We start from the raw sequence: 19,369 nt of genomic DNA, 5'->3' as shown, positions 1-19,369 counted from the left end.
ACTTTACTTGAAACTGCGCCTCAAGCTTACGAGGACATCGACATGCAAGCCATGCAACACGGGGACGGCCACGCAGTGGGACGCGAAGACGGGCACGGAGACAAGCGGGAAGACGACTGGCTGCAGGCCGTCCGCGAGCTCTCCACGGCCGAGGTTTCCGACGCCCTGGACTATTTCCGCCTGCCCGGCAGCGCGCTCGGCATCCAGCCGATCGCCGGCGCGCCGGCGTTGTTCGGCCCGGCCTTCACCGTCAGCTTCGTGCCGGTGGACGTGGCCTCCCCCGGCACCGTCGGCGATTTTCTCGACGACATCCCGGCCGGCGCGGTGGCCGTGCTCGACAACGGCGGCCGGCTGGACTGCACCGTCTGGGGCGGCATCATGAGCCGGCTGGCGGCGCATCGCGGCATCGCCGGCACCGTGATCCACGGGGTCTGCCGGGACACCGCGGAAGCCGATGCCGCCGGCTATCCGCTGTATGCCCGCGGACGCTTCATGCGTACCGGCAAGGATCGCGTGCAGGTCTCGGCCGTCGGGCAGCCGGTCAGCCTCGGCGACGTGCGCGTGGTCGCGGGCGACTACATGCTGGCCGATGCCGACGGCGTGGTCGTCATTCCGCGATCGCAGGCGCCGCGCGTGATCGAGCGCGCGCTGCGGACGCGCGATGTCGAGCAGCGGATCCTCGACGCGGCGCTGGGCGGCATGGCGCTGCGCGAGGCCCGCCGCCAGTTCGGGTATCACGTGCTGCAGCGCGCCAGCCATTAGCGGACACCGAATGTCATTGACGAGCATCGACGGTCCTCGACGGCCTCTGGCGGTCCAACGCCGCCGGCATTGAACCCTTGCCCACAGACGACGAAACACGTCGCACCGAATTGCATCAGGAGACAGCATGAACATCGAACCTGGCCACGCTCGCCGCCTTTCTTCGCGCCGCCCTTCGCGCCGGCACGCCCTGCTGCTCGCCGCCGCCGCGATGGCGGGCCTCGGCCTTGCCGCCCCGAACGCCCGCGCCGCCACGCCCGAGCCCTATCCGTGCGCGACCCTGCGGATCGTGTCGCCCTACCCGCCCGGCGGCACCACCGACATCCTCGCGCGCATCGTCTCACCCGGGCTGTCGAAGCAGCTCGGCGTGCCCGTGATCGTCGACAACCGCGGCGGCGCCAGCAGCAATATCGGCACGGAATTCGTCGCGCGCGCCAAGGGTGACGGCTGCACCGCGCTGCTGGGCAACAACACCGGCATCGTGATCAACCGCAACCTCTACCAGCTCAAGCTCGATCCCACCCGCGCGCTGGCGCCGGTCGGCGAGGTCGCGTCGGTGCCGCTGGTGCTGTACGTCAACAGCGCGCTGCCGGTGAATTCGGTGGCGCAGCTGGTCGCGCTGGCCAAGGCCGCGCCCGGCAAATACAGCTACGCTTCGGGCGGCAGCGGCAGCCCGCAGCATCTGGCCGGCGAGATGCTCAAGCTCGAACGCCAGCTCGACATCGTCCATATCCCCTATCGCGGACAGGGACCGGCGCTCGGCGACGTGATTGCCGGCCAGGTGCCGATCGCCTTCGAGACCACCACCGCGATCGCCCCGCAACTGAAATCCGGACGGCTGCGTCCGCTCGCTACCACCGGTGCCAGACGCGCCCGCACGCTGCCCGATCTGCCGACGATGCAGGAGGCCGGCTTCCCCGGCTTCGTGATCGAGAACTGGTATGGCCTGTTCGTGCCGGCCGATACGCCGGCGCCGCTGGTGCAGCGGCTGAACGCCGCGCTGAACGCGGTGCTGGGCCAGCCGGACATCGCCGGCAAGCTGTCGGACATGGGTTCGGCGGACGTGCGCGGCACCACCGCGCAGTTCCGCGCCTTCATTGCCAGGGAAATGCCGTACTGGGAATCGCTGGTCAAGCGCTCCGGCGCCACGGTGGACTGAATCGCATCCCGGCCCCATCGCCGCCCGGCATCCCCGCTCGCATCCCAGCCTTCACCCCTTTCCTGATCCGGACTTCCCGCTAGCCATGACGCAAGCCGACATCACTACCGCGCAGCTCGACCGCCTGAAGCGGCTCGGCACGGCCACCATCCACGAGGCACAGGGCCAGCAGGGCGCGGTCGATCCGCGCATCGCCGCGCTCGATCCCGGCATGCGGCTGGCCGGACCCGCGCTGACCGTGGATGTCCGTCCCGGCGACAATCTGATGATCCACTACGCGCTGACCAAGGCGCGGCCCGGCGACGTGCTGGTGGTGGACGCCAAGGGCTTCGCCGAGGCCGGCCCGTGGGGCGACGTGCTGACCTTCGCGGCGCAGACGATCGGTCTGGCCGGGCTCGTCATCGACGGCGCGGTGCGCGACGCGGCCAGCATCGTCGAGATGGGATTCCCGGTGTTCTGCCGCGGCGTCTGCATCCGCGGCACCAACAAGCAGCAGCCGGGCAAGCTGGGCGTGCCGCTGATCGTCGGCGGCGCCGCGATCCGCCCCGGCGACATCGTGGTCGGCGATCGCGACGGCCTGGTCGTGGTGGCGCGCGAGCAGGTGGCGCAGGTCATCGAGGCCAGCGAGGCGCGCGAACGCAAGGAGCAGCAGATGCGCGAGCGGCTGGCCGGCGGCGCCACCATGGTCGAACTGCTGGAACTGCAGGACACCCTGGCGCGCTACGGCCTGCATTGAGCCAGGCCAGCGGAAGCCGCCGCCGGCGCGCGCTGCATGCGCAGGCTAGTGACCAGCGCCGCCAGCGTCAGCGCACCGGCGATCAGCAGCGTCGCATGCAGCCCCGCCGCGTCGACCGCGATGCCGCCGAAGAACGAGCCCAGCGCGATCCCGAGGTTGAAGACCGACACCAGCAGCGCGGTCGCGGCCTCGATGCCGTCGAGGCCGTCGGCGGCGCGCAGCATCAAGCTCTGCACCGAGACCGACACCGCGCCGTACGACAGTCCCCAGCACAGCAGCAGCACCGCGCCACCGGCCATGGTGCCGCCCAGCGCCGCGAACAGCAGCAGCGTCGTGCTCAACGCCAGCGCGACGGCCAGCAGCGCGCGTCCCGGATGCCGTCCGGCCAGCGGCCCTGCGGCGAAGTTGGCGATCATGCCGGCCACGCCGTAGCCGACGCCGGCATGGCCCCGCCGTGGCGCTTCACGGTCGACGGCCGCCCTTGCACGCTGGCGATCGAGGGACGCTGGCGCATGAACAATACGGAGGCGATGCGCGACCTGGCGCTGGCGGATGCCGGGCTGGTGCAGATCGCGGCCTTCCTGGTCGGCGGCGATCTGCGCGCGGGCACGCTGGTGCCGGTGCTGGAGGGGTTCACCGGTCCGGGGGCGCCGGTCTGCGCGGTCTATCCGAACCGGCGCCATCTGTCGCCGAAGGTGCGGCGGCTGATCGACGAGATCGATCGCGCATGGGCCGACGGGGCGCCGTGGAATTGAACAGGGGCGCCGGCCCCGTCCTGGCGCGGAGACTTCAGCCCTCGCCCAGCAGCCCCTGCGCATCCAGAATCGCGTAGGCGATCTCGGGATGGCGTTCGAGACAGCGGCGGATCGCCGCGGGAATGGTCTGCCGGGTCTTCTTGCACAAACCGAGCTGGTCGGCCAGTTCGATGTTGAAGCCGCGCACGGTGCGCACGCCGTGAATGCTCGGCTCGATCGTCACCGTGATGCCAAGCAGCGCATGCATTTTCTCCTGCATGCGGCGCAGGTCGTCGAGCGTCTGCACGTCTTCCAGCCGCGCGATCAGCCGCTTCTCTTCCTCCTTGGTCAGCCGCAGCACGCGGATGTCCGCCTGCGGATCGTCGAGCAGCTGCTCGCGGCCGCAGACGCAGGCCCCGGGCGGGCACTCCTTGCGGATCGGAAAGGGGGCGTTCATGTCGACTCGGATCGAGGCGGGTGTGGCGCGATGGTGCTGGCTGGTGCTGGCGTTGCGGGATGGCGGCGCGGAACGGCTCAAGGCACGGCTCAAGGCACGGGCCAAACCACGGGCCAAACCACGGGCCGCGGCACAGCCCAGGCACAGGCGATGCAAAGGCCGCATGGCGGCGGCGAGCCCGTAGCCGGGGCATTATAGCGGCCTCGGCGATCGCCCGCGCCGGCGGCCGGGGCAGTACAATGCCGTCCGTTTCCACCGCTTACCGCCGTTCGGCGCCGCCCGCCGGCGCGGCACGGACGCTCTCCCTCATGTCAAATCTGATCGTGCATGGCGGCACGCCGCTGCGTGGCCGCATCGTACCCTCCGCCAACAAGAACGCCGTGCTGCCGGTGCTGTGCGCCACCTTGCTGACCGACCAGCCGGTCCGGCTGCACGGCGTGCCCGACATCACCGACGTGCGCAAGATCCTCGATATCTTCCGCACGCTCGGCAGCGATGTCCGCATGGACCATGACAGCGGCACGCTGGACCTGCATCACCGCGATACCGTCTTCGATCCCGCCCGCCACCATCTGCCCGAGGAAATGCGTTCCTCGATCATGCTGGTGCCGCCGCTGCTGAGCCGCTTCGGCGTCGCGCGGCTCGAGGACAACGTCAAGGGCTGCACGCTGGGCGTGCGCGAGATCGATCCGCACGTCGAGATCTTCCGCCGCTTCGGCGGCGAGGTCGAACGCGCCGAGGGCTCGCTGCTGCTGCACAGCGAGGGCCCGCTGCGGCCGATCGACCATTGGCTCGACTACGCGTCGGTCACCACCACCGAGAACTTCGTGATGTGCGCGGCCGCGGCCGGCGGCACTTCGACGCTGACCAACGCCGCGTCCGAGCCGCACGTGCAGGAGTTCTGCCGCTTCATGACGATGATGGGCGCGCGCATCGAGGGCATCGGCACCTCGCGCGTGACCGTGCATGGCGGCGAGAAGCTCGGCGGAGGCGAGTTCACCTTCGACGAGGACTTCCACGAGATCACGACCTTTCTCGCGCTCGGTGCGATCACCAATGGCGACGTGGTGGTGCGCAACGGCGCGCCGGCGAATTTCCCGCTGATCGATCGGACCTTCGAGAAGTTCGGCGTGCGCATCGTGCACGAGGACGGCTGGTCGCGCGCCGAGCGCTCCGGCCCGCTGCAGGTGCAGACGCCCTTCACCAGCAATGTGCTGACCAAGGTCGAGGCCGCGCCGTGGCCCTACTTCCCGGTCGACCTGCTGCCGATCTTCATCGCGCTGGGCGTGCGGGCGCAGGGCAATGCGATGTTCTGGAACAAGGTCTACGACAGCGCGCTCGGCTGGACCAGCGAGCTGTCGAAGTTCGGCGCGCATGTGTTCTCGTCGGACCCGCACCGCTTGATCACCTTCGGCGGCAACACGCTGGCGCCGGCCGTGGTGGAAAGCCCCTACATCATCCGCGTCGCCATCGCGCTGTTCATGGTGGCCGCCAGCATCGACGGCCGCTCGGAGATCCGCAACGCGGCGCCGATCCGGCGCGCGCATCCGCGCTTCGTCGAGAACCTGCGCAGCCTCGGCGTGCAGGTGGAGTGGACCGACGGCGAGTAGGACCGCCAACGAACCGGCCGACGAGACGGTCACCAAAACGACAAGCGAGAGGGCAAATCAGCCGTCCGCCTTCGCAATGCAATGTGGCGGCCCGCAAGGCCGCCACATTGCCATCTCCCGCCGCTATTTGCCGCTGTTTGCGGCCCTGTGCTGCGCTGTTCCGCTATTTCGCCCAGCGCAGCACCAGCGGATCGAGCCGCCGCGCGATCGCGATCAGTTCCCTGCGCGTTGCCGGATGCATCGGTGGCAGCGGGTGGCGCGGCGCCTCGCAGGCGATCACGCCGCCCTCCTTCATCAGCGCCTTGGCCGCGAGGATGCCCGCCTGCCGGTTCTCGTGGTTGATCAGCGGCAGCCAGCGCTGGTACAGCGCGAAGGCCAGGTCGGCATCGCCCTGGCGGTGCGCCTCGATGATCGGCCGGATGCCGTCCGGAAAGCCGCCGCCGGTCATCGCGCCGGTGGCACCGGCCTCCAGGTCGGCCAGCAGCGTGATCGCTTCCTCGCCGTCCCACGGCCCTTCCACCGCGTCGCCGCCCAGCCGGATCAGCTCGCGCAGCTTGTTGGCCGCACCCGGCGTCTCGATCTTGAAGTAGGCCACCTGCTCGATCTCGCGGGCCATGCGTGCGAGCAACGGCGCCGACAGCACGGTGCCGCTGGCCGGCGCGTCCTGGATCATGATCGGGATACGGATCGCGTCCGACAGCCGCGCGTAGAACTCGTGGATCTGCGCCTCGGGCACGCGGAACGTCGCGCCGTGGTAGGGCGGCATCACCATCACCATTGCGGCGCCCATCTGCTGCGCGCGCCGGCTGCGCGCGATGCAGACCTCCGTACTGTAGTGCGTGGTGGTGACGATCACCGGCACCCTGCCCCGCACATGCTCGAGCACGGTGCGCGTCAGCAACTCGCGCTCGTCGTCCGACAGCGCGAACTGCTCGGAGAAATTGGCCAGGATGCACAGGCCGTCCGCGCCGGCGTCGATCATGAAGTCGACCGCGCGCTTCTGGCTGGGCAGATCGAGCTCGCCGGTTTCGGTGAAGGTGGTCGGCACCACCGGGAAGATGCCGCGGTAGCGCGGCGAGGTGCGGGTGTAAGACATATGCAGGGCTTGCCGTATCAGCGCGGCGTGCGCGGCTCGAGCGCGGCGCGTACCACGAAGGTCATGAGCACCGCGAACACCAGCATCGCGGCGAGGAAATAGAGGCCGGCGGCGAGGCTTCCGGTCGCGTCCTTGATCAGGCCGATGCCGTAAGGACCGAGATAGCCGCCCAGATTGGCCAGCGAATTGATGGTGGCGATGCCGACCGCGGCGCTGGCGCCGGTCAGGAACTGCCCCGGCAGCGCCCACACCACTGCCTGGATCGAATAGATCGAGAACGCCGTCAGGCAGATGAACAGGAACTGCAGCGCGGGCGTCTGCACCCAGGCGCTCGCCGCCATCGTCAGCGCGGCCGCGCTCGACACCACCACGATGTGCCAGTAGCGCTCGCCCTTGCGGTCCGAATGGCGCGGCACCAGATACAGGCCCACCACCGCGAACAGATACGGCACCGCCGACAGCAGGCCGGTACTCGCATCGGTGACGCCGAACTGCTTGATGATCGTCGGCAGCCACAGCGACAGGCCGTAGATGCTCAGCGGAAACGGCAGGAACAGCAGCGACAGCAGCAGCACGCGCTTGTCCTTCAGCGCCTTCAGCGGGTTGCCGTGCGACTTCAGCGCGAAGGTCTTCTGGTCCGCGGCGAGTTCGCGCTCGATCCAGGCACGGTCGCGCGCCGACAGCCATTTGGCGTCAGCCGGGGACTCCGGCACCAGCCGCAGCGTCGGCAGGCACAGCAGCACCGCGGGCAGGCCGCTGACGACGAACAGCGTCTGCCAGTTCGACATGCCGAACAGCCCCGGCGTCGACAGCACCCAGCCGGCGATCGGGCCGGTGACGATCAGCGCGATCGGCTGCGCCAGTACCAGCAGGCCGATGATGCGGGCGCGATGCCGCATCGGGAACCACTTGGTCAGGAAATACAGGATGCCGGGATAGAGCCCCGCTTCGGCCGCGCCCAGCAGAAAGCGCAGCACGTAGAAGGTGGTGGCGTTGTGGATCAGCGCCATCGCCATCGTGATCAGGCCCCAGGTCAGCAGGATGCGGGCGAACCAGCGGCGCGCGCCGAAGCGCTCCAGCGCCAGGTTGCTGGGCACCTCGCAGAGGAAATAGCCGATGAAGAACAGCCCCGCACCGAGGCCATAGGCGGCATCGCTGATGCCGACCGCGGCGTTCATATGCAGCTTGGCGAAGCCGACCACCGAGCGGTCGATGTAGGCGACCACGTAGATCAGCGCGAGGAACGGGATCAGCTTGCGGGTCAGCATGCCGATGATGCGGGACTCTTCGGCTGGGGCGGTGTCGGCGCTGTCGTGGGGCAGCGGCACGGGCTGCGGCATGGACTGCGGCACGGGCTGATCCAGCCCGGCCGTGGAATGGCTGTTCATATCGGTCTCCTCACATTGTTCTGCATGTTGTGAATATCGGGATGGGTCTCGATGCGCAGGGGTCAGGCCGGCGTGGCCACCGCCTCCACCTTGCCGCCGACGCGGCGCCGCAGCCCGAGCGGGTTGCCGTCGCGCAAGGCGTCGGGCAGCAGCGCATCGGGCAGGTTCTGATAGCAGACAGGACGCAGGAAGCGTTCGATCGCGGCGGTGCCGACCGAGGTGCTGCGCCCGTCCGATGTCGCCGGAAACGGCCCGCCATGGACCATCGCATCGCACACTTCGACGCCGGTCGGAAAGCCGTTCGCCAGGATGCGGCCGGCCTTGCGCTCCAGCACCGGCAACAACGCGCGGGCGGCGTCGTGGTCCGCGTCGTCCACATGCAGCGTCGCGGTCAGCTGCCCTTCGCCCTGCTCCAGCACCCGGCGCAGCTGGTCGGCGTCCTCGCATTCGACCAGCACGCTGCACGGGCCGAAGCATTCCTCGGCGAGCCGCGCGTCGGCCAGCAGATCGGTGGCGCGCACGCGAAACAGGCTCGCGGTGGCGCGGCCCGAGGCCTTGGCACCTTGCGCGACCGTGGTGACCGCCGGATGCGAGGCCAGGCGTTCGACGCCTTCGGCATAGGCGCGCGCAATACCGGCGGTCAGCATCACGCCGGCGGGCACGGCGGCGATCGCGCTGGCCGCCGCGGCGACAAAGCGCTCGAACGCTTCGCCGCCGACCGCCAGCACGAGGCCCGGATTGGTGCAGAACTGACCGCAGCCCAGCGTCACCGAGGCGACGAAGTCGCGCGCCAGCGCTTCGCCGCGCCGTGCCAGTGCGGCGGGCAGCAGGATATTCGGATTGACGCTGCTCATCTCGGCATACACGGGAATGGGTGCGGGCCGTGCGGCGGCGATCGCCATCAGCGCGAGGCCGCCGCGGCGCGAGCCGGTGAAGCCGACCGCCTGGATGGCCGGATGCGCGACCAGTGCCGCGCCGACCTCGTGGCCGGCATCGAACAGCAGCGAGAACACGCCTTCGGGCAGACCCGCCGCGGCAATGGCGGCCTGCACCGCAAGGCCGACCAGTTCGGAGGTGCCTGGGTGAGCGGGATGGGCCTTGACCACCACGGGACAGCCCGCCGCCAGCGCCGACGCGGTATCGCCGCCGGCGACCGAGAATGCCAGCGGGAAATTGCTGGCGCCGAACACGGCCACGGGACCGATGCCGATGCGCCGCAGCCGCAGATCGGTGCGCGGCGGCTGGCGCTGCGGCAGGGCCGGTTCGATGCGGGCATCCCAAGCGTCGCCGCTGCGCACGAGCGCCGCGAACATGCGCAATTGGCCGGTGGTGCGGGCGCGCTCGCCCTCGAGCCGGGCGCGCGGCAGGCCGGTTTCGTCCATCGCGCGCAGGATCAGCGCATCGCCGATCGCCTCGATGCGCGCGGCAATATCGTCGAGGAACGCGGCGCGGGCTTCGTCGGGCAGCGCACGGTAGGTATCGAACGCCCGCGCGGCCAGCGTGCAGGCCTCGTCTACGTCGGCAAGCGAGGCGCCGTGAAAAGCGGGATCGGCGATGATCTCGCCGCTGGCCGCATGCACCGCGTGGAAGGCCTCGCCGCTGCCGCGCCGCGCGGTGGCGCCGATCAGTTGATGGCCGGTCAATGGCATGGCGTGTGCTCCTGGTTGCCGTTCATGGGTTGCCGTGCATGGGTTGCCGTGCATGCGTTGCCGTGCCATGCGCGCTCAATGCGAGTGGCGTGGCACATCGGCACCACGGCAGCCCACCAGGAAATCGAGATCGCAACCCTGGTCCGCCTGCAGCACGTGGTCGACATAGAGCCGTTGATAGCCCCCCTCGCCCGCGCGGCCCTCGGGCTTCGGCGGCCGGAACATCTCCATGCGGTCCGCCAGTTCCTCGGTCGGGATGTCCAGATGCAGCGTGCCCGCCTCGCAGTCGAGTTCGATCCAGTCGCCGTCCCGCACCGCCGCCAGCGGACCGCCCGCCGCGGCCTCCGGCGCGACATGCAGCACCACGGTGCCGTAGGCCGTGCCGCTCATGCGCGCATCGGAGATCCGCACCATGTCCTTGACGCCCTGCCGCAGCAGCTTCGGCGGCAGGCCCATGTTGCCGACCTCGGCCATGCCGGGATAACCCTTGGGCCCGCAGTTCTTCATCACCAGCACCGAGCTGGCGTCGACCTCGAGCGATTCGTCGACGATGCGGGCCTTGTAGTGCTCCAGGTTCTCGAACACCACCGCGCGGCCGCGGTGCTTCAGCAGCGAAGGCGTGGCCGCCGAGGGCTTGAGGACCGCGCCGCGCGGGGCCAGGTTGCCGCGCAGCACGCGGATGCTGCCGTCGGCGATCAGCGGCCGATCGAGCGGGCGGATCACCTCGTCGTTGAAGTTCGGCGCGTCCTTGACGTTGTCCCACAGCGTCCTGCCGTTGACGGTCAGCGCGCCCGGATGCGGCAGCAGGCCGCCCTCGCCGAGCCGGCGCAGCACCGCGGGCAGGCCGCCGGCGTAGTAGAACTCCTCCATCAGGAAGCGCCCCGACGGCATCAGGTCGACGATGGTCGGGGTATCGCGGCCGATGCGGGTCCAGTCCTCCAGTTCGAGCGGCACGCCGATGCGGCCGGCGATCGCCTTCAGGTGGATCACGGCGTTGGTGGAACCGCCGATCGCCGCATTGGTGCGGATCGCGTTCTCGAAGGCCTCGCGCGTCAGGATCTTCGACAGGCACAGCCCTTCCCGGGCCATCTCGACGATGCGGATGCCGGACATGTGGGCCAGCACGTAGCGGCGCGCATCGACCGCGGGAATCGCCGCGTTGTGCGGCAGCGTGGTGCCGAGCGCCTCGGCCATGCAGGCCATCGTCGAGGCGGTGCCCATCGTGTTGCAGGTGCCGGCCGAGCGCGACATGCCGGCCTCGGCCGACAGGAAATGGTGCAGGTCGATCTCGCCCGCCTTCAGCGATTCGTGCAGCTGCCACACCGCGGTGCCGGAGCCGATGTCCTTGCCGTCGAGCTTGCCGTTGAGCATCGGCCCGCCGCTGACGACGATTGCAGGCACATCGCAGCTGGCCGCGCCCATCAGCAGCGCCGGCGTGGTCTTGTCGCAGCCGGCCAGCAGCACGACGGCATCGACAGGATTGCCGCGAATCGCTTCCTCGACGTCCATCGCGGCCAGATTGCGCGTCAGCATCGCGGTCGGCCGCAGATTCGATTCGCCATTCGAGAACACCGGGAATTCGACCGGAAAGCCGCCGGCTTCAAAGACGCCGCGCTTGACGTGCTCGGCCAGCTTGCGGAAATGCGCATTGCACGGCGTCAATTCCGACCAGGTATTGCAAATGCCGATGATGGGCCGGCCATCGAATTCATGATTGGGAATGCCCTGGTTTTTCATCCAGCTGCGGTACATGAAGCCGTTCTTGTCGGCGGTGCCGAACCATTGGGCGGAGCGGAGCTTGGGTTTTGAATCCGGCATGGAAATTCCTGAATGCGGCGGGACGAACGCCGGCCCGCGGCAATGGCCGCGCGGCGGGGGACGTCATCGGGATTTGGGGGCAGCTGAGGGTGTCTCCTGGCTGCGTCGCGCCTTGGGCGATCGGTTTTGTTTTCGACAGGCGGCAGTGTACAAACCGATCGGATATCCTTCTAATGAAAATTCACGCCATTGCGATATCGAATCAGATATCCGTGTTAACCCGATGCCGACTTCCCCGCCCTGGTATATCCGCGCCCGCCTGAAAACCCGCCAATTGCTGCTGCTGGTGGCATTGGCCGAGGAAGGCAATATTCATCGCGCCGCGGCGGTCCTGAACATGACGCAGCCCGCCGCATCGAAGCTGCTGCGCGAACTCGAGGAAATGCTCGGCGTGCCGCTGTTCGAACGGCTGCCGCGCGGCATGCGGCCAACGTTGTATGGCGACGCGATGATCCGCCACGCACGGGCCGTGGTCGGCAGCCTCGATCAGGCGCAGCAGGAAGTGATGGGCCTGCGCGCGGGCCGCCTCGGCCATGTCGCGGTCGGCGCGATCACCTCACCCGCGGTCAAGCTGCTGCCGCCCGCGGTGGCCGAGCTCAAGCGCGACAACCCCGGGCTGCGCGTCTCGCTGGAGATCGAGAACAGCAACGTGCTGCTGGAGCGCCTGGCGCAGGACAAGCTCGATCTGGTGGTGGCCCGGCTGTTCGCCGAGCACGACAAGCTGCAACTGCGCTACGAACCGCTGGCCGGCGAGCCGGTCTGCGTGGTGGCGCGCTGCGGCCATCCGCTGCTGGACGCGCCGGCACTGTCGCTGGCCGATCTGGAACCGGCGACGTGGATCGTTCCGCCGGCCGGCAGCGTGCTGCGCCATCGCTTCGACCTGATGTTCCAGCGCGCCAGCCTGGTGCCGCCGACCAATGTGGTCGAGACCGCCGCGCTGCTGTTCGTCACGCAGATGATCGAGCAGAGCGACATGCTGGCGGTACTGGCCGCCGATGTCGCCGAGTACTATGCGCGCCACGGCATGGTGGCCATCCTGCCGCTGGACGTTCCCTGCCATATGGACGACTTCGGCATCATCACGCGCACCGACCGGCTGCTGTCGCCGGCCGCCACGCTGATGGTGGAGGCGCTGCGGGCCGCTGGCCGCGTGGTCTATGCCAACGCGAATGCCAATGTCAATCCCAATGTCAATGCCAATGGCCACGCCGCCCGCGACCGGCATTGAGCCCTGATCCATTTCGACGCGCGAAGACATGGCACGACACCGTCACGCAATGGAGCTGCCCTCCATCGGCAAGCTGGACCGGTCCGCAGGACAGCTCGGCAGACAGCTGTCGCGGCTGCTGCGCGAGGCGATCCGGCGAGGGGAACTGAAACCGGGCGAGCTGCTGCCATCGACGCGCCATCTGGCGAGCTCGCTGGGCGTGTCGCGCGGGACCGTGCTGGAGGCGTTCGAGCAGCTGATTGCCGAGGGCTATCTCGAGGCCCAGGCCGGGGCGGGCACCAGGGTCGCGACGGCGTTATCCGATGCGCCGCAGCGCCGTACGCCGGCCCGCCATGTCGATGCGCCGGCGGCTCCGGTGCGATTGAGCACACGGGCTGCAGCCTTCGGCGAGGTCGCGCGGCAATTCGCGCCGCTGCCGCCCGTGCCGTTTGCGGTTTCGGTGCCGGTGGGCCCCACCGCGCCCGACGACGCATGGCGCCGGCTGGGCAATCGCACGCGGGCGCTGCGTGCGGCCGCGCCCTCCGGCTACGACGACCCCCAAGGCGTGCCGGCGCTGCGCTCCGCGATCGCCGACTACGTGCGCCGCTCCCGCTCGGTCCATTGCACGCCGGAGCAGGTGATCGTCACCTCCGGCACGCAGCAGGGCCTCTACCTGTCGTGCCAGGTACTGCTCGACGCCGACGACCTCGCGTGGGTCGAAGACCCCGCCTATCGCGGCATCACCGGCATCCTGGAAAGCACGGGACACCGGCGCGGCATGGTCCGCGTACCGGTCGACGAGGCCGGCATGGACGTCGAGGCGGGCCGCGCGATGGCCGAGCGCGCGCGCGTGGCCTTCGTCACGCCCTCGCATCAATATCCGCTGGGCATGCCGCTGACGATGGCGAGAAGAAACGCGCTGCTGGCCTGGGCGCGCGCCAATGGGTCCTGGATCGTCGAGGACGACTACGACAGCGAATTGCGCTACGTCGGCCATCCCTTTCCCTCGCTGCAGGGACTCGCACCCGACCGCGTGGTCTATCTGGGCACCTTCAGCAAGATCCTCTTCCCTTCGCTGCGGCTCGGCTATGCCATCGTTCCGCAGGCGCTGGTGCCGGCGTTCTGCGGCGCCCGTGTCCTGATCGACCGGCATTCGCCCAGCGCCGACCAGCATGTGCTGGCGGCATTCATCGACGAAGGACACCTCGACCGGCATATCCGCCGAGTCCGGCTGGTCTATGCGGACCGGCGCCAGCATCTGATCGCGGCAATCGCGCGCTGGATACCGTCCGAGCTGGCCTGGCTCCAGCCCGGGGACCAGGGCATGCACCTGGTGCTGTGGCTCGGCGAGGGGTGGGACGACCAGTGGATTGCCTCGCTCGCGATGGAGGCGGGCGTGGCGGTCAGGCCGGTGTCGCCGATGTACTCGAGCGGAAACGCGCGCCCGGGCCTGGTGCTCGGACTCGGCGGCTACACCGACGAACAGATCGACGCGGCGGTCAAGAAACTGGCCAAGGTACTCGGGTCCGCTGCCCGGACCAGGGGCGTATTCCCGGCCGGGTGAAAAAACACGGAACGCCCGGCGCGGCCCCGGCGGACTGCCTCAAATCGGCGATTACCCCGAATACTGGTCCATTCGAATACATCGAAAATGGCTCTTCCTTCCGGCCGGACACGGACCGATCATCGGGCACGGTGGAGGTCCGCCGGTGAGATCTGCCGCGAGGTCCACCCGTGACATCCGCCCGTGACTTCCGCCCGTGACTTCCGCCCGTGACTTCCGCCCGCGAGTTCCGCCCGTCACCACGCCAGTCCCTTTCGCCATTCGAGACCCGTTCGAGACCATGTACATCCCCTCCCATTTCGAAGTGCAGGACGTCGACGCGCTGCATCGCCTGATGCGTCAGCATCCATTCGCGATGCTGGTCACGCATGGCGCGGATGGCCTGGACGCCAACCATCTCCCATTCGAGCTGGACCTGTCCGCCGGCCGGAACGGCACGCTGCGCGCCCATGTCGCCAGGGCGAATCCGGTGTGGCAGGACGTGCGGAACGGCGACGAGGTCATGGTCGTGTTCCGCGCCGAGGATGGCTACATCACGCCGACGTGGTTCCCGAGCAAGCACGAGACCCACAAGCAGGTGCCGACGTGGAACTACCGGGTGGTCCATGCCCATGGCAGGATCACGATCCGCGATGAGGAACGGTACGTCCGGGGCGTGGTGGCGCGCCTGACGCGCGCGCACGAGGCCTCGCGGCCGCAGCCGTGGAAGATGACGGACGCGCCGGCGGACTACATCGATACGATGCTGAAGGCGATCGTCGGCATCGAGATCGACATCACGCGGCTGGTCGGCAAGTTCAAGCTGAGCCAGAATCGCAAACTGCGCGACAAGCTCGGCGCGGCCGAGGCGCTGAAGCAGCAAGGCAACGTCGCGCTCGGCCAGGCGATGCTCGATGCCATCGCGGAGCCACGGGACCGCGACACCCCATAACGGCCATGGAGCCAGGCGGATCCCGGCTGGCGCGCCGAACTCGACGGAGAAACGGCATGGATCCGGTCACCGGGCCGCGCAACGACGCGGCGCACACATCGGCCCACATATCCCCGCACACATCGAACAACATCGCCCCCCTCGACTACCGCAAATTCCGCGCGCTGGACCTGAACCTGCTGGTCGCCTTCGATGCGCTGGCGAGCCAGCGTTCGGTCAGCGGCGCGGCCCGGCAACTGTTCCTCGGGCAGCCCGCGGTCAGTCATATGCTGGCCCGGCTGCGGCGGCTGTTCGACGATCCGCTGTTCGTGCGCGGCGCCAGGGGCATGGAGCCGACCGCCAAGGCCATGGCGCTGGTCGAACCGGTACGCGCGCTGCTGAACGAGGCCTATGGCCTGGTACGTCCGGCCGGCGAGTTCGATCCCTCGTCGGCGCAGGCGTGCCTGCGCATCGCGCTGCCGGAACCGCTGGAGGCGATGCTGCTGCCGGTGCTGTGTGCCGCGCTGGCGCGCGAAGCGCCGTCGATCCGGCTGGTGTCGCGCGCGATGCCGGCCGCCCGCATGCCGGACGCCCTCGACGCCCGCGAGATCGATATGGCGGTCACCGGCGTGCCGCTCGCGACGAAGGACTGGCATCGCAGCGCGGACCTGCATCGTTGCGAGCTGGTCTGCCTGCACGCGCCCGCGCAACTGCCGCTGCCGGCCAGTGTCGGTGCCGACCAACTGCGCACGCTGCAGGCAATCGGCCTGTCGCATGCGATCGCGCTCGGCTCGGCCGGCAACGCCTTTCTCGGCCAGTTGCAGCACACCGGCGCGATGCCCACCGAAGTCGAGAGCCTGCTGACGCTGAGCCGGCTGCTGCAGGCCGCCCCGGTGGTCGCGGTGTTGCCCGCCGTGGTCGCGCCGCTGATCGTGCGGCAAGGCGCGCTGGCCTGCGTGCCGGTGCGCGGCACCGAGGACACCGTCGCGATCCGGCTGCACTGGCACGGCGGTGCCGAGTGCGATCCGGTGCATCGCTACGTGCGCCAGCACCTCGTCGACGCCTTCACCGCGATGCTCGCGCCGCCGGAAGCCTGACGGTGCCGGACGCCCGCCGCGGCGGGCACGTCCCCATTGAAACGCCGCATGGGGGCCATCGAATCGTTCGATTTCCCCTGCGTGACGGCCCTGCCTATAGTCGTGCCACTTCCACCACGAGGCGGCATGCAACGATGCCGGGCCCACGATGACGTTTCGGTTCTACCCCAGTTCGATCGCGCTGGCGATCGCGGCGGCCGCCCTGTCCGGCTGCGCCACCAGGCAAGGCGACGGCGGCGGCGACGCTGCCACCGCCACGACGTCCACACCGGCGCCCGCGCCGATCGGCATGAGCCTGAGCGATATCAATCACCGGCATCCGATGCTCGAAGAGGATTCGCCACCCCGACGCGGCGTCCGCCTGAACGACGCCTTCGTCGATCGCTAGCCGCGCGGAGCAAATTGCATGGCGACCCAGGCAAAGGTTCCGGGCCCTTCCCGACGGCCATCGTGGCGCTTGGCGCAACGCCCATCGCGGCGAACGATGCTGGTCTCGCTGTCGATCGCCGGCGCGATGCTGGCCGGCTACGGCGGCTATCGCTGGTGGCAGCACCGCCAGCACACGGTGACCAGCGACAACGCCTATGTCCGCGCCGACGTCACGGCGGTGGCGCCGCGCGTGGCCGGCTATGTGCGCGCTGTCGCGGTCGACGACAATCAGCCAGTGCGCGCGGGCGACGTGCTGTTCCGCATCGACGACGCCGATTATCTGGCGCGCGTCGGCCAGGCGGATGCCGATGTGCGCGCGCGCCGCGCGGCGCTGGCCACGCTGGAGCGCCAGCATCGGCTGCAGCAGGCGCAGATCCGGCAGGCGCAGGCAGCGCTGCGCATCCGCCAGTCGGCCACGCACCGCGCGGCGCTCGATCATCGGCGCCACGCGCAGCTGCTGGAGGTGCACGCCAGCAGCCGCCAGGCCTATGAGCTGGCGCGCGCCGAGGCTGAACAGGCGGCGGCCGCCGAGCAAGGCGCGCTGGCCCACCTCGATGCCGAGCGCCGCCGTCTGGACGTGATCGCCGCGCAGGTCGACGAGGCCAGGGCCGCCGAAGCGTCCGCACTGGCACGGCTGCAGCTGGCGCGCATCGACCTCGGCAATACCGTGGTGCGTGCGCCGGTCGACGGCGTCGTCGGCAATCGGCAGATTCGCGTCGGGCGCTACGTGCAGCCCGGCACCACGGCCCTCGCGCTGGTGCCGGTCGAGGCGTCCTGGGTCGTCGCCAACCTGAAGGAGACCGAGCTCCATCGCGTCCGCGTCGGCAGCCCGGTACGGATCGAGCTCGACAGCTATCCCGGCGTGCCCATCGACGGCACGGTCGTCAGCGTGTCGCCGGGCAGCGGCGCGCAGTTCGCGCTGCTGCCGCCGGACAACGCCACCGGCAACTTCACGAAGATCGTGCAGCACGTGCCGGTCAAGATCGTGCCGGCGCGCGGCGGTCCGCTGCACGGGAAGCTGGTGCCGGGGCTGTCGGCGGTGGTGTCGATCGATACGCGATCCGGCGCGGCGGCCCGGGCGGCCCCCGCTGCCCCGGCGGCGCCGGTCGCACGGCAAGCCGCGCAGCGCCTCTCGCAGCAACTCGCGCAGGCCCGATGATGGACCGCCGCTTTGCCGCGCTGCTGGCGGCGGTGACGCTGCTCGCCCTGACCGACGCCATCAACGGCACGCTGATGATGGTCAATCGGGCGCATTTCGCCGGCGGGCTGCATGCGACGCTGGACGAGGCGGCGTGGCTCAACATCCTGTACTTCGCGGCGAAGCTGGCGGCGTTCGTGATCGCGGCCGCGGTGGCGCGCCGCTTCGGCGAGGCAGCGGTGCTGCGGTGGTCCGGCGTCCTGCTGGTGGCGTCGACCGCGGCCGCATCGCTGCCGCTCGATTTGGCGATGCTGGGCGCCTGCCGCTTCGTGCAGGGCGCTACCGCCGCGCTGATGCTCGCCACCGCGCAGGCGCTGCTGTTTCGCGATGCGCCGCCGCGCTGGGTGCCGCTGAGCCAGGCGGTGTTCGCGCTGGCGACCGTGATGGCGCCGACCACGCTGGCACCGCTGGCGCAGGGATGGGTCACCGATCATGGGTCCTGGCGCCTGGTGTTCCTGGCGGGTGTGCCATTCGGGCTGGCGGGGATCGGGCTGGCGCTGTTGGTCCTCCCTCGCGAGGCCACCGACCAGCGTATCGACGTGGGAAGCACGGCGCTGCCGCACGCGCTCGATCCGATCGGTATCGCGCTGCTGACCGTCGCGTCGATCGCCACGGTATTCGTGCTGCAGGAAGGCAATCGTCACGACTGGCTGCACTCGCCACGGATCGTGCAGGCCGGACTGCTGGCCGGGGCGGCCTTGGTGCTGGCGGCATGGCGCCAGCGCCGGTGCGATAGCCCGCGCTGGCTGCAGGCGCGGCTGTTCCGCGACCCGCATTTCGCCTTCGGCTTCTGCGTCAGCTTCGTGGCCGGCTTCGCGCTGTTCGGCAGCGCCTTCCTGCTGCCCGCCTTCGCGCTCAACGTGCTGTGGCTGAGCCCAACCCATGCGGGCGATCTGCTGGTATCGAGCGCCGCCACCGCGTCGCTGGGCCTGCTGCTGGGCGGCGCGCTGGCGCAATACACGCGCGTGGCGCCGTTCAAGCTGATCCCGCTCGGCATCGTGCTGTTCATGCTGGCGATGGGCATGCTGTCGTATGCCACCGCGTACAGCGGCCTGCCCGACATGACCCCGCCGCTGCTGATCCGCGGCTTCGGCCTCGGGCTGATGTTCGTCTCGCTGACGCTGGTCACGCTGGGCGGACTGCCTGCGGCGCTGGCCTGCCAGGGCGCCGCGCTGTTCAACTTCGGGCGGCAATTCGGCGGACTGATCGGCATCGCCTTCCTGCAGACGTATCTGCACCATCGCCATGGCGCCGCGCGGGCCGCGCTGGTGCAGACGCTGCCGGTCGGCATGGATGCGCCGCTGGCCACGGGATCGATGGAAACGCCGCTGCGCCAGGCACTGTCGCACGCCGATCCCGCCGTGGCGATCGCCGCGACGCTGGAACCGCTGCTGGAGCGGCAGGCGGGCGCCCTCGCCTTCAACGCCGGCTTCCTGTCGCTGGCGCTGCTGTTTGTCGTGGCGATCCCCGTGCTGCTGGCGATCAAGGTGGCGCTGGGCCGCTACGCCAGCCACGACGCCGGGCTCACCGCCGCGCATTGAACGCGCCGGGGCTC

General features: G+C 69.7%; 18 protein-coding genes. 12 read left to right on the top strand and 6 right to left on the bottom strand.

Going from position 1 to position 19,369, the window contains the following annotated elements:
- Positions 1 to 42 precede the first annotated feature (42 nt).
- The 3 genes from F1599_RS16755 to F1599_RS16745 all read left to right on the top strand — a co-directional run bounded on the left by F1599_RS16755 (position 43) and on the right by F1599_RS16745 (position 2,657).
- Positions 43 to 762: an RraA family protein gene (locus tag F1599_RS16755; protein ID WP_149316084.1), complete on the top strand. Its 720-nt coding sequence runs from the start codon at positions 43 to 45 to the stop codon at positions 760 to 762.
- Positions 763 to 889: 127 nt separating this feature from the next.
- Entirely contained in the window at positions 890 to 1,921 is a 1,032-nt protein-coding gene (locus F1599_RS16750; protein ID WP_223819701.1) for a Bug family tripartite tricarboxylate transporter substrate binding protein, read from the top strand.
- 85 nt (positions 1,922 to 2,006) lie between these two features.
- Positions 2,007 to 2,657, top strand: coding sequence for a 4-carboxy-4-hydroxy-2-oxoadipate aldolase/oxaloacetate decarboxylase (locus tag F1599_RS16745; RefSeq protein ID WP_149316085.1), 651 nt, complete (start codon positions 2,007 to 2,009; stop codon positions 2,655 to 2,657).
- Here F1599_RS16745 and F1599_RS16740 read toward each other — a convergent pair.
- Positions 2,642 to 3,073, bottom strand: coding sequence for an MFS transporter (locus F1599_RS16740; RefSeq protein ID WP_150083815.1), 432 nt, complete (start codon positions 3,071 to 3,073; stop codon positions 2,642 to 2,644). The genes F1599_RS16745 and F1599_RS16740 overlap by 16 nt on opposite strands.
- 27 nt (positions 3,074 to 3,100) lie before the next feature.
- Between F1599_RS16740 and F1599_RS16735 the strand changes: the two genes are divergently transcribed.
- Entirely contained in the window at positions 3,101 to 3,412 is a 312-nt protein-coding gene (locus F1599_RS16735; RefSeq protein WP_223819700.1) for a LysR substrate-binding domain-containing protein, read from the top strand.
- 34 nt (positions 3,413 to 3,446) lie between these two features.
- Here the strand turns inward: F1599_RS16735 and F1599_RS16730 are convergent, their stop codons facing one another.
- Positions 3,447 to 3,848 carry a hypothetical protein gene (locus F1599_RS16730; protein WP_149316480.1) on the bottom strand — a complete coding sequence of 134 codons (402 nt, stop codon included), beginning with the start codon at positions 3,846 to 3,848 and terminating at the stop codon, positions 3,447 to 3,449.
- 308 nt (positions 3,849 to 4,156) lie between these two features.
- Here F1599_RS16730 and F1599_RS16725 point away from each other — a divergent pair, with 308 nt between their 5' ends.
- Positions 4,157 to 5,458 carry a UDP-N-acetylglucosamine 1-carboxyvinyltransferase gene (locus F1599_RS16725; RefSeq protein ID WP_149316087.1) on the top strand — a complete coding sequence of 434 codons (1,302 nt, stop codon included), beginning with the start codon at positions 4,157 to 4,159 and terminating at the stop codon, positions 5,456 to 5,458.
- 163 nt (positions 5,459 to 5,621) lie between these two features.
- On the opposite strand, the gene F1599_RS16720 is transcribed toward F1599_RS16725, so the two are convergent.
- The 4 genes from F1599_RS16720 to F1599_RS16705 all read right to left on the bottom strand — a co-directional run bounded on the left by F1599_RS16720 (position 5,622) and on the right by F1599_RS16705 (position 11,409).
- Complete coding sequence (locus F1599_RS16720) at positions 5,622 to 6,554, bottom strand: dihydrodipicolinate synthase family protein (RefSeq protein WP_150083814.1); 933 nt, start codon at positions 6,552 to 6,554, stop codon at positions 5,622 to 5,624.
- A 17-nt stretch (positions 6,555 to 6,571) separates the two neighbouring features.
- On the bottom strand, positions 6,572 to 7,894 hold the full coding sequence (locus tag F1599_RS16715; RefSeq protein ID WP_150083980.1) for an MFS transporter: 1,323 nt from the start codon (positions 7,892 to 7,894) through the stop codon (positions 6,572 to 6,574).
- A 110-nt stretch (positions 7,895 to 8,004) separates the two neighbouring features.
- Positions 8,005 to 9,591, bottom strand: a complete 1,587-nt coding sequence (locus tag F1599_RS16710; RefSeq protein ID WP_150083813.1) for an aldehyde dehydrogenase (NADP(+)) — start codon at positions 9,589 to 9,591, stop codon at positions 8,005 to 8,007.
- 75 nt (positions 9,592 to 9,666) lie between these two features.
- Positions 9,667 to 11,409 carry an IlvD/Edd family dehydratase gene (locus F1599_RS16705; RefSeq protein WP_149316090.1) on the bottom strand — a complete coding sequence of 581 codons (1,743 nt, stop codon included), beginning with the start codon at positions 11,407 to 11,409 and terminating at the stop codon, positions 9,667 to 9,669.
- 223 nt (positions 11,410 to 11,632) lie between these two features.
- Here F1599_RS16705 and F1599_RS16700 point away from each other — a divergent pair, with 223 nt between their 5' ends.
- From F1599_RS16700 to F1599_RS16670, 7 genes are all read left to right on the top strand, one after another.
- Positions 11,633 to 12,637 carry a LysR family transcriptional regulator gene (locus F1599_RS16700; protein WP_190286385.1) on the top strand — a complete coding sequence of 335 codons (1,005 nt, stop codon included), beginning with the start codon at positions 11,633 to 11,635 and terminating at the stop codon, positions 12,635 to 12,637.
- 28 nt (positions 12,638 to 12,665) lie between these two features.
- Positions 12,666 to 14,180 carry a MocR-like pyridoxine biosynthesis transcription factor PdxR gene (gene pdxR / locus F1599_RS16695; protein ID WP_150083812.1) on the top strand — a complete coding sequence of 505 codons (1,515 nt, stop codon included), beginning with the start codon at positions 12,666 to 12,668 and terminating at the stop codon, positions 14,178 to 14,180.
- 280 nt (positions 14,181 to 14,460) lie between these two features.
- Positions 14,461 to 15,111 (top strand): FMN-binding negative transcriptional regulator, encoded by a 651-nt coding sequence (locus tag F1599_RS16690; protein ID WP_150083811.1) that lies wholly within the window; start codon positions 14,461 to 14,463, stop codon positions 15,109 to 15,111.
- Between the two features lie 56 nt (positions 15,112 to 15,167).
- Complete coding sequence (locus tag F1599_RS16685; RefSeq protein WP_190286384.1) at positions 15,168 to 16,187, top strand: LysR family transcriptional regulator; 1,020 nt, start codon at positions 15,168 to 15,170, stop codon at positions 16,185 to 16,187.
- 148 nt (positions 16,188 to 16,335) lie between these two features.
- Complete coding sequence (locus F1599_RS16680; protein WP_150083809.1) at positions 16,336 to 16,575, top strand: hypothetical protein; 240 nt, start codon at positions 16,336 to 16,338, stop codon at positions 16,573 to 16,575.
- Positions 16,576 to 16,671: 96 nt separating this feature from the next.
- Positions 16,672 to 17,775 carry an HlyD family secretion protein gene (locus F1599_RS16675; protein WP_190286383.1) on the top strand — a complete coding sequence of 368 codons (1,104 nt, stop codon included), beginning with the start codon at positions 16,672 to 16,674 and terminating at the stop codon, positions 17,773 to 17,775.
- A complete protein-coding gene (locus F1599_RS16670) occupies positions 17,772 to 19,355 on the top strand; it encodes an MFS transporter (RefSeq protein ID WP_150083807.1) in 1,584 nt (527 codons plus the stop codon). Before F1599_RS16675 ends, F1599_RS16670 begins: the two co-directional genes overlap by 4 nt.
- Positions 19,356 to 19,369 lie beyond the last annotated feature (14 nt).

Source organism: Cupriavidus cauae (assembly GCF_008632125.1).
Classification (GTDB): Bacteria; Pseudomonadota; Gammaproteobacteria; order Burkholderiales; family Burkholderiaceae; genus Cupriavidus; species Cupriavidus cauae.
Note: the sequence above shows the minus strand (reverse complement) of the source record. Positions and strands in the feature narration are given on the sequence as shown.

Coding starts and splice junctions, on each gene's coding strand:
- F1599_RS16680 (WP_150083809.1), top strand. CDS start 16,336: ATGACGTTTCGGTTCTACCCCAGTTCGATCGCGCTGGCGATCGCGGCG.
- F1599_RS16740 (WP_150083815.1), bottom strand. CDS start 3,073: ATGATCGCCAACTTCGCCGCAGGGCCGCTGGCCGGACGGCATCCGGGA.
- F1599_RS16670 (WP_150083807.1), top strand. CDS start 17,772: ATGATGGACCGCCGCTTTGCCGCGCTGCTGGCGGCGGTGACGCTGCTC.
- F1599_RS16710 (WP_150083813.1), bottom strand. CDS start 9,591: ATGCCATTGACCGGCCATCAACTGATCGGCGCCACCGCGCGGCGCGGC.
- F1599_RS16705 (WP_149316090.1), bottom strand. CDS start 11,409: ATGCCGGATTCAAAACCCAAGCTCCGCTCCGCCCAATGGTTCGGCACC.
- F1599_RS16750 (WP_223819701.1), top strand. CDS start 890: ATGAACATCGAACCTGGCCACGCTCGCCGCCTTTCTTCGCGCCGCCCT.
- F1599_RS16725 (WP_149316087.1), top strand. CDS start 4,157: ATGTCAAATCTGATCGTGCATGGCGGCACGCCGCTGCGTGGCCGCATC.
- F1599_RS16745 (WP_149316085.1), top strand. CDS start 2,007: ATGACGCAAGCCGACATCACTACCGCGCAGCTCGACCGCCTGAAGCGG.
- F1599_RS16715 (WP_150083980.1), bottom strand. CDS start 7,894: ATGCCGCAGCCCGTGCCGCTGCCCCACGACAGCGCCGACACCGCCCCA.
- F1599_RS16690 (WP_150083811.1), top strand. CDS start 14,461: ATGTACATCCCCTCCCATTTCGAAGTGCAGGACGTCGACGCGCTGCAT.
- F1599_RS16700 (WP_190286385.1), top strand. CDS start 11,633: ATGCCGACTTCCCCGCCCTGGTATATCCGCGCCCGCCTGAAAACCCGC.
- pdxR (WP_150083812.1), top strand. CDS start 12,666: ATGGCACGACACCGTCACGCAATGGAGCTGCCCTCCATCGGCAAGCTG.
- F1599_RS16720 (WP_150083814.1), bottom strand. CDS start 6,554: ATGTCTTACACCCGCACCTCGCCGCGCTACCGCGGCATCTTCCCGGTG.
- F1599_RS16730 (WP_149316480.1), bottom strand. CDS start 3,848: ATGAACGCCCCCTTTCCGATCCGCAAGGAGTGCCCGCCCGGGGCCTGC.
- F1599_RS16735 (WP_223819700.1), top strand. CDS start 3,101: ATGGCCCCGCCGTGGCGCTTCACGGTCGACGGCCGCCCTTGCACGCTG.
- F1599_RS16685 (WP_190286384.1), top strand. CDS start 15,168: ATGGATCCGGTCACCGGGCCGCGCAACGACGCGGCGCACACATCGGCC.
- F1599_RS16675 (WP_190286383.1), top strand. CDS start 16,672: ATGCTGGTCTCGCTGTCGATCGCCGGCGCGATGCTGGCCGGCTACGGC.
- F1599_RS16755 (WP_149316084.1), top strand. CDS start 43: ATGCAAGCCATGCAACACGGGGACGGCCACGCAGTGGGACGCGAAGAC.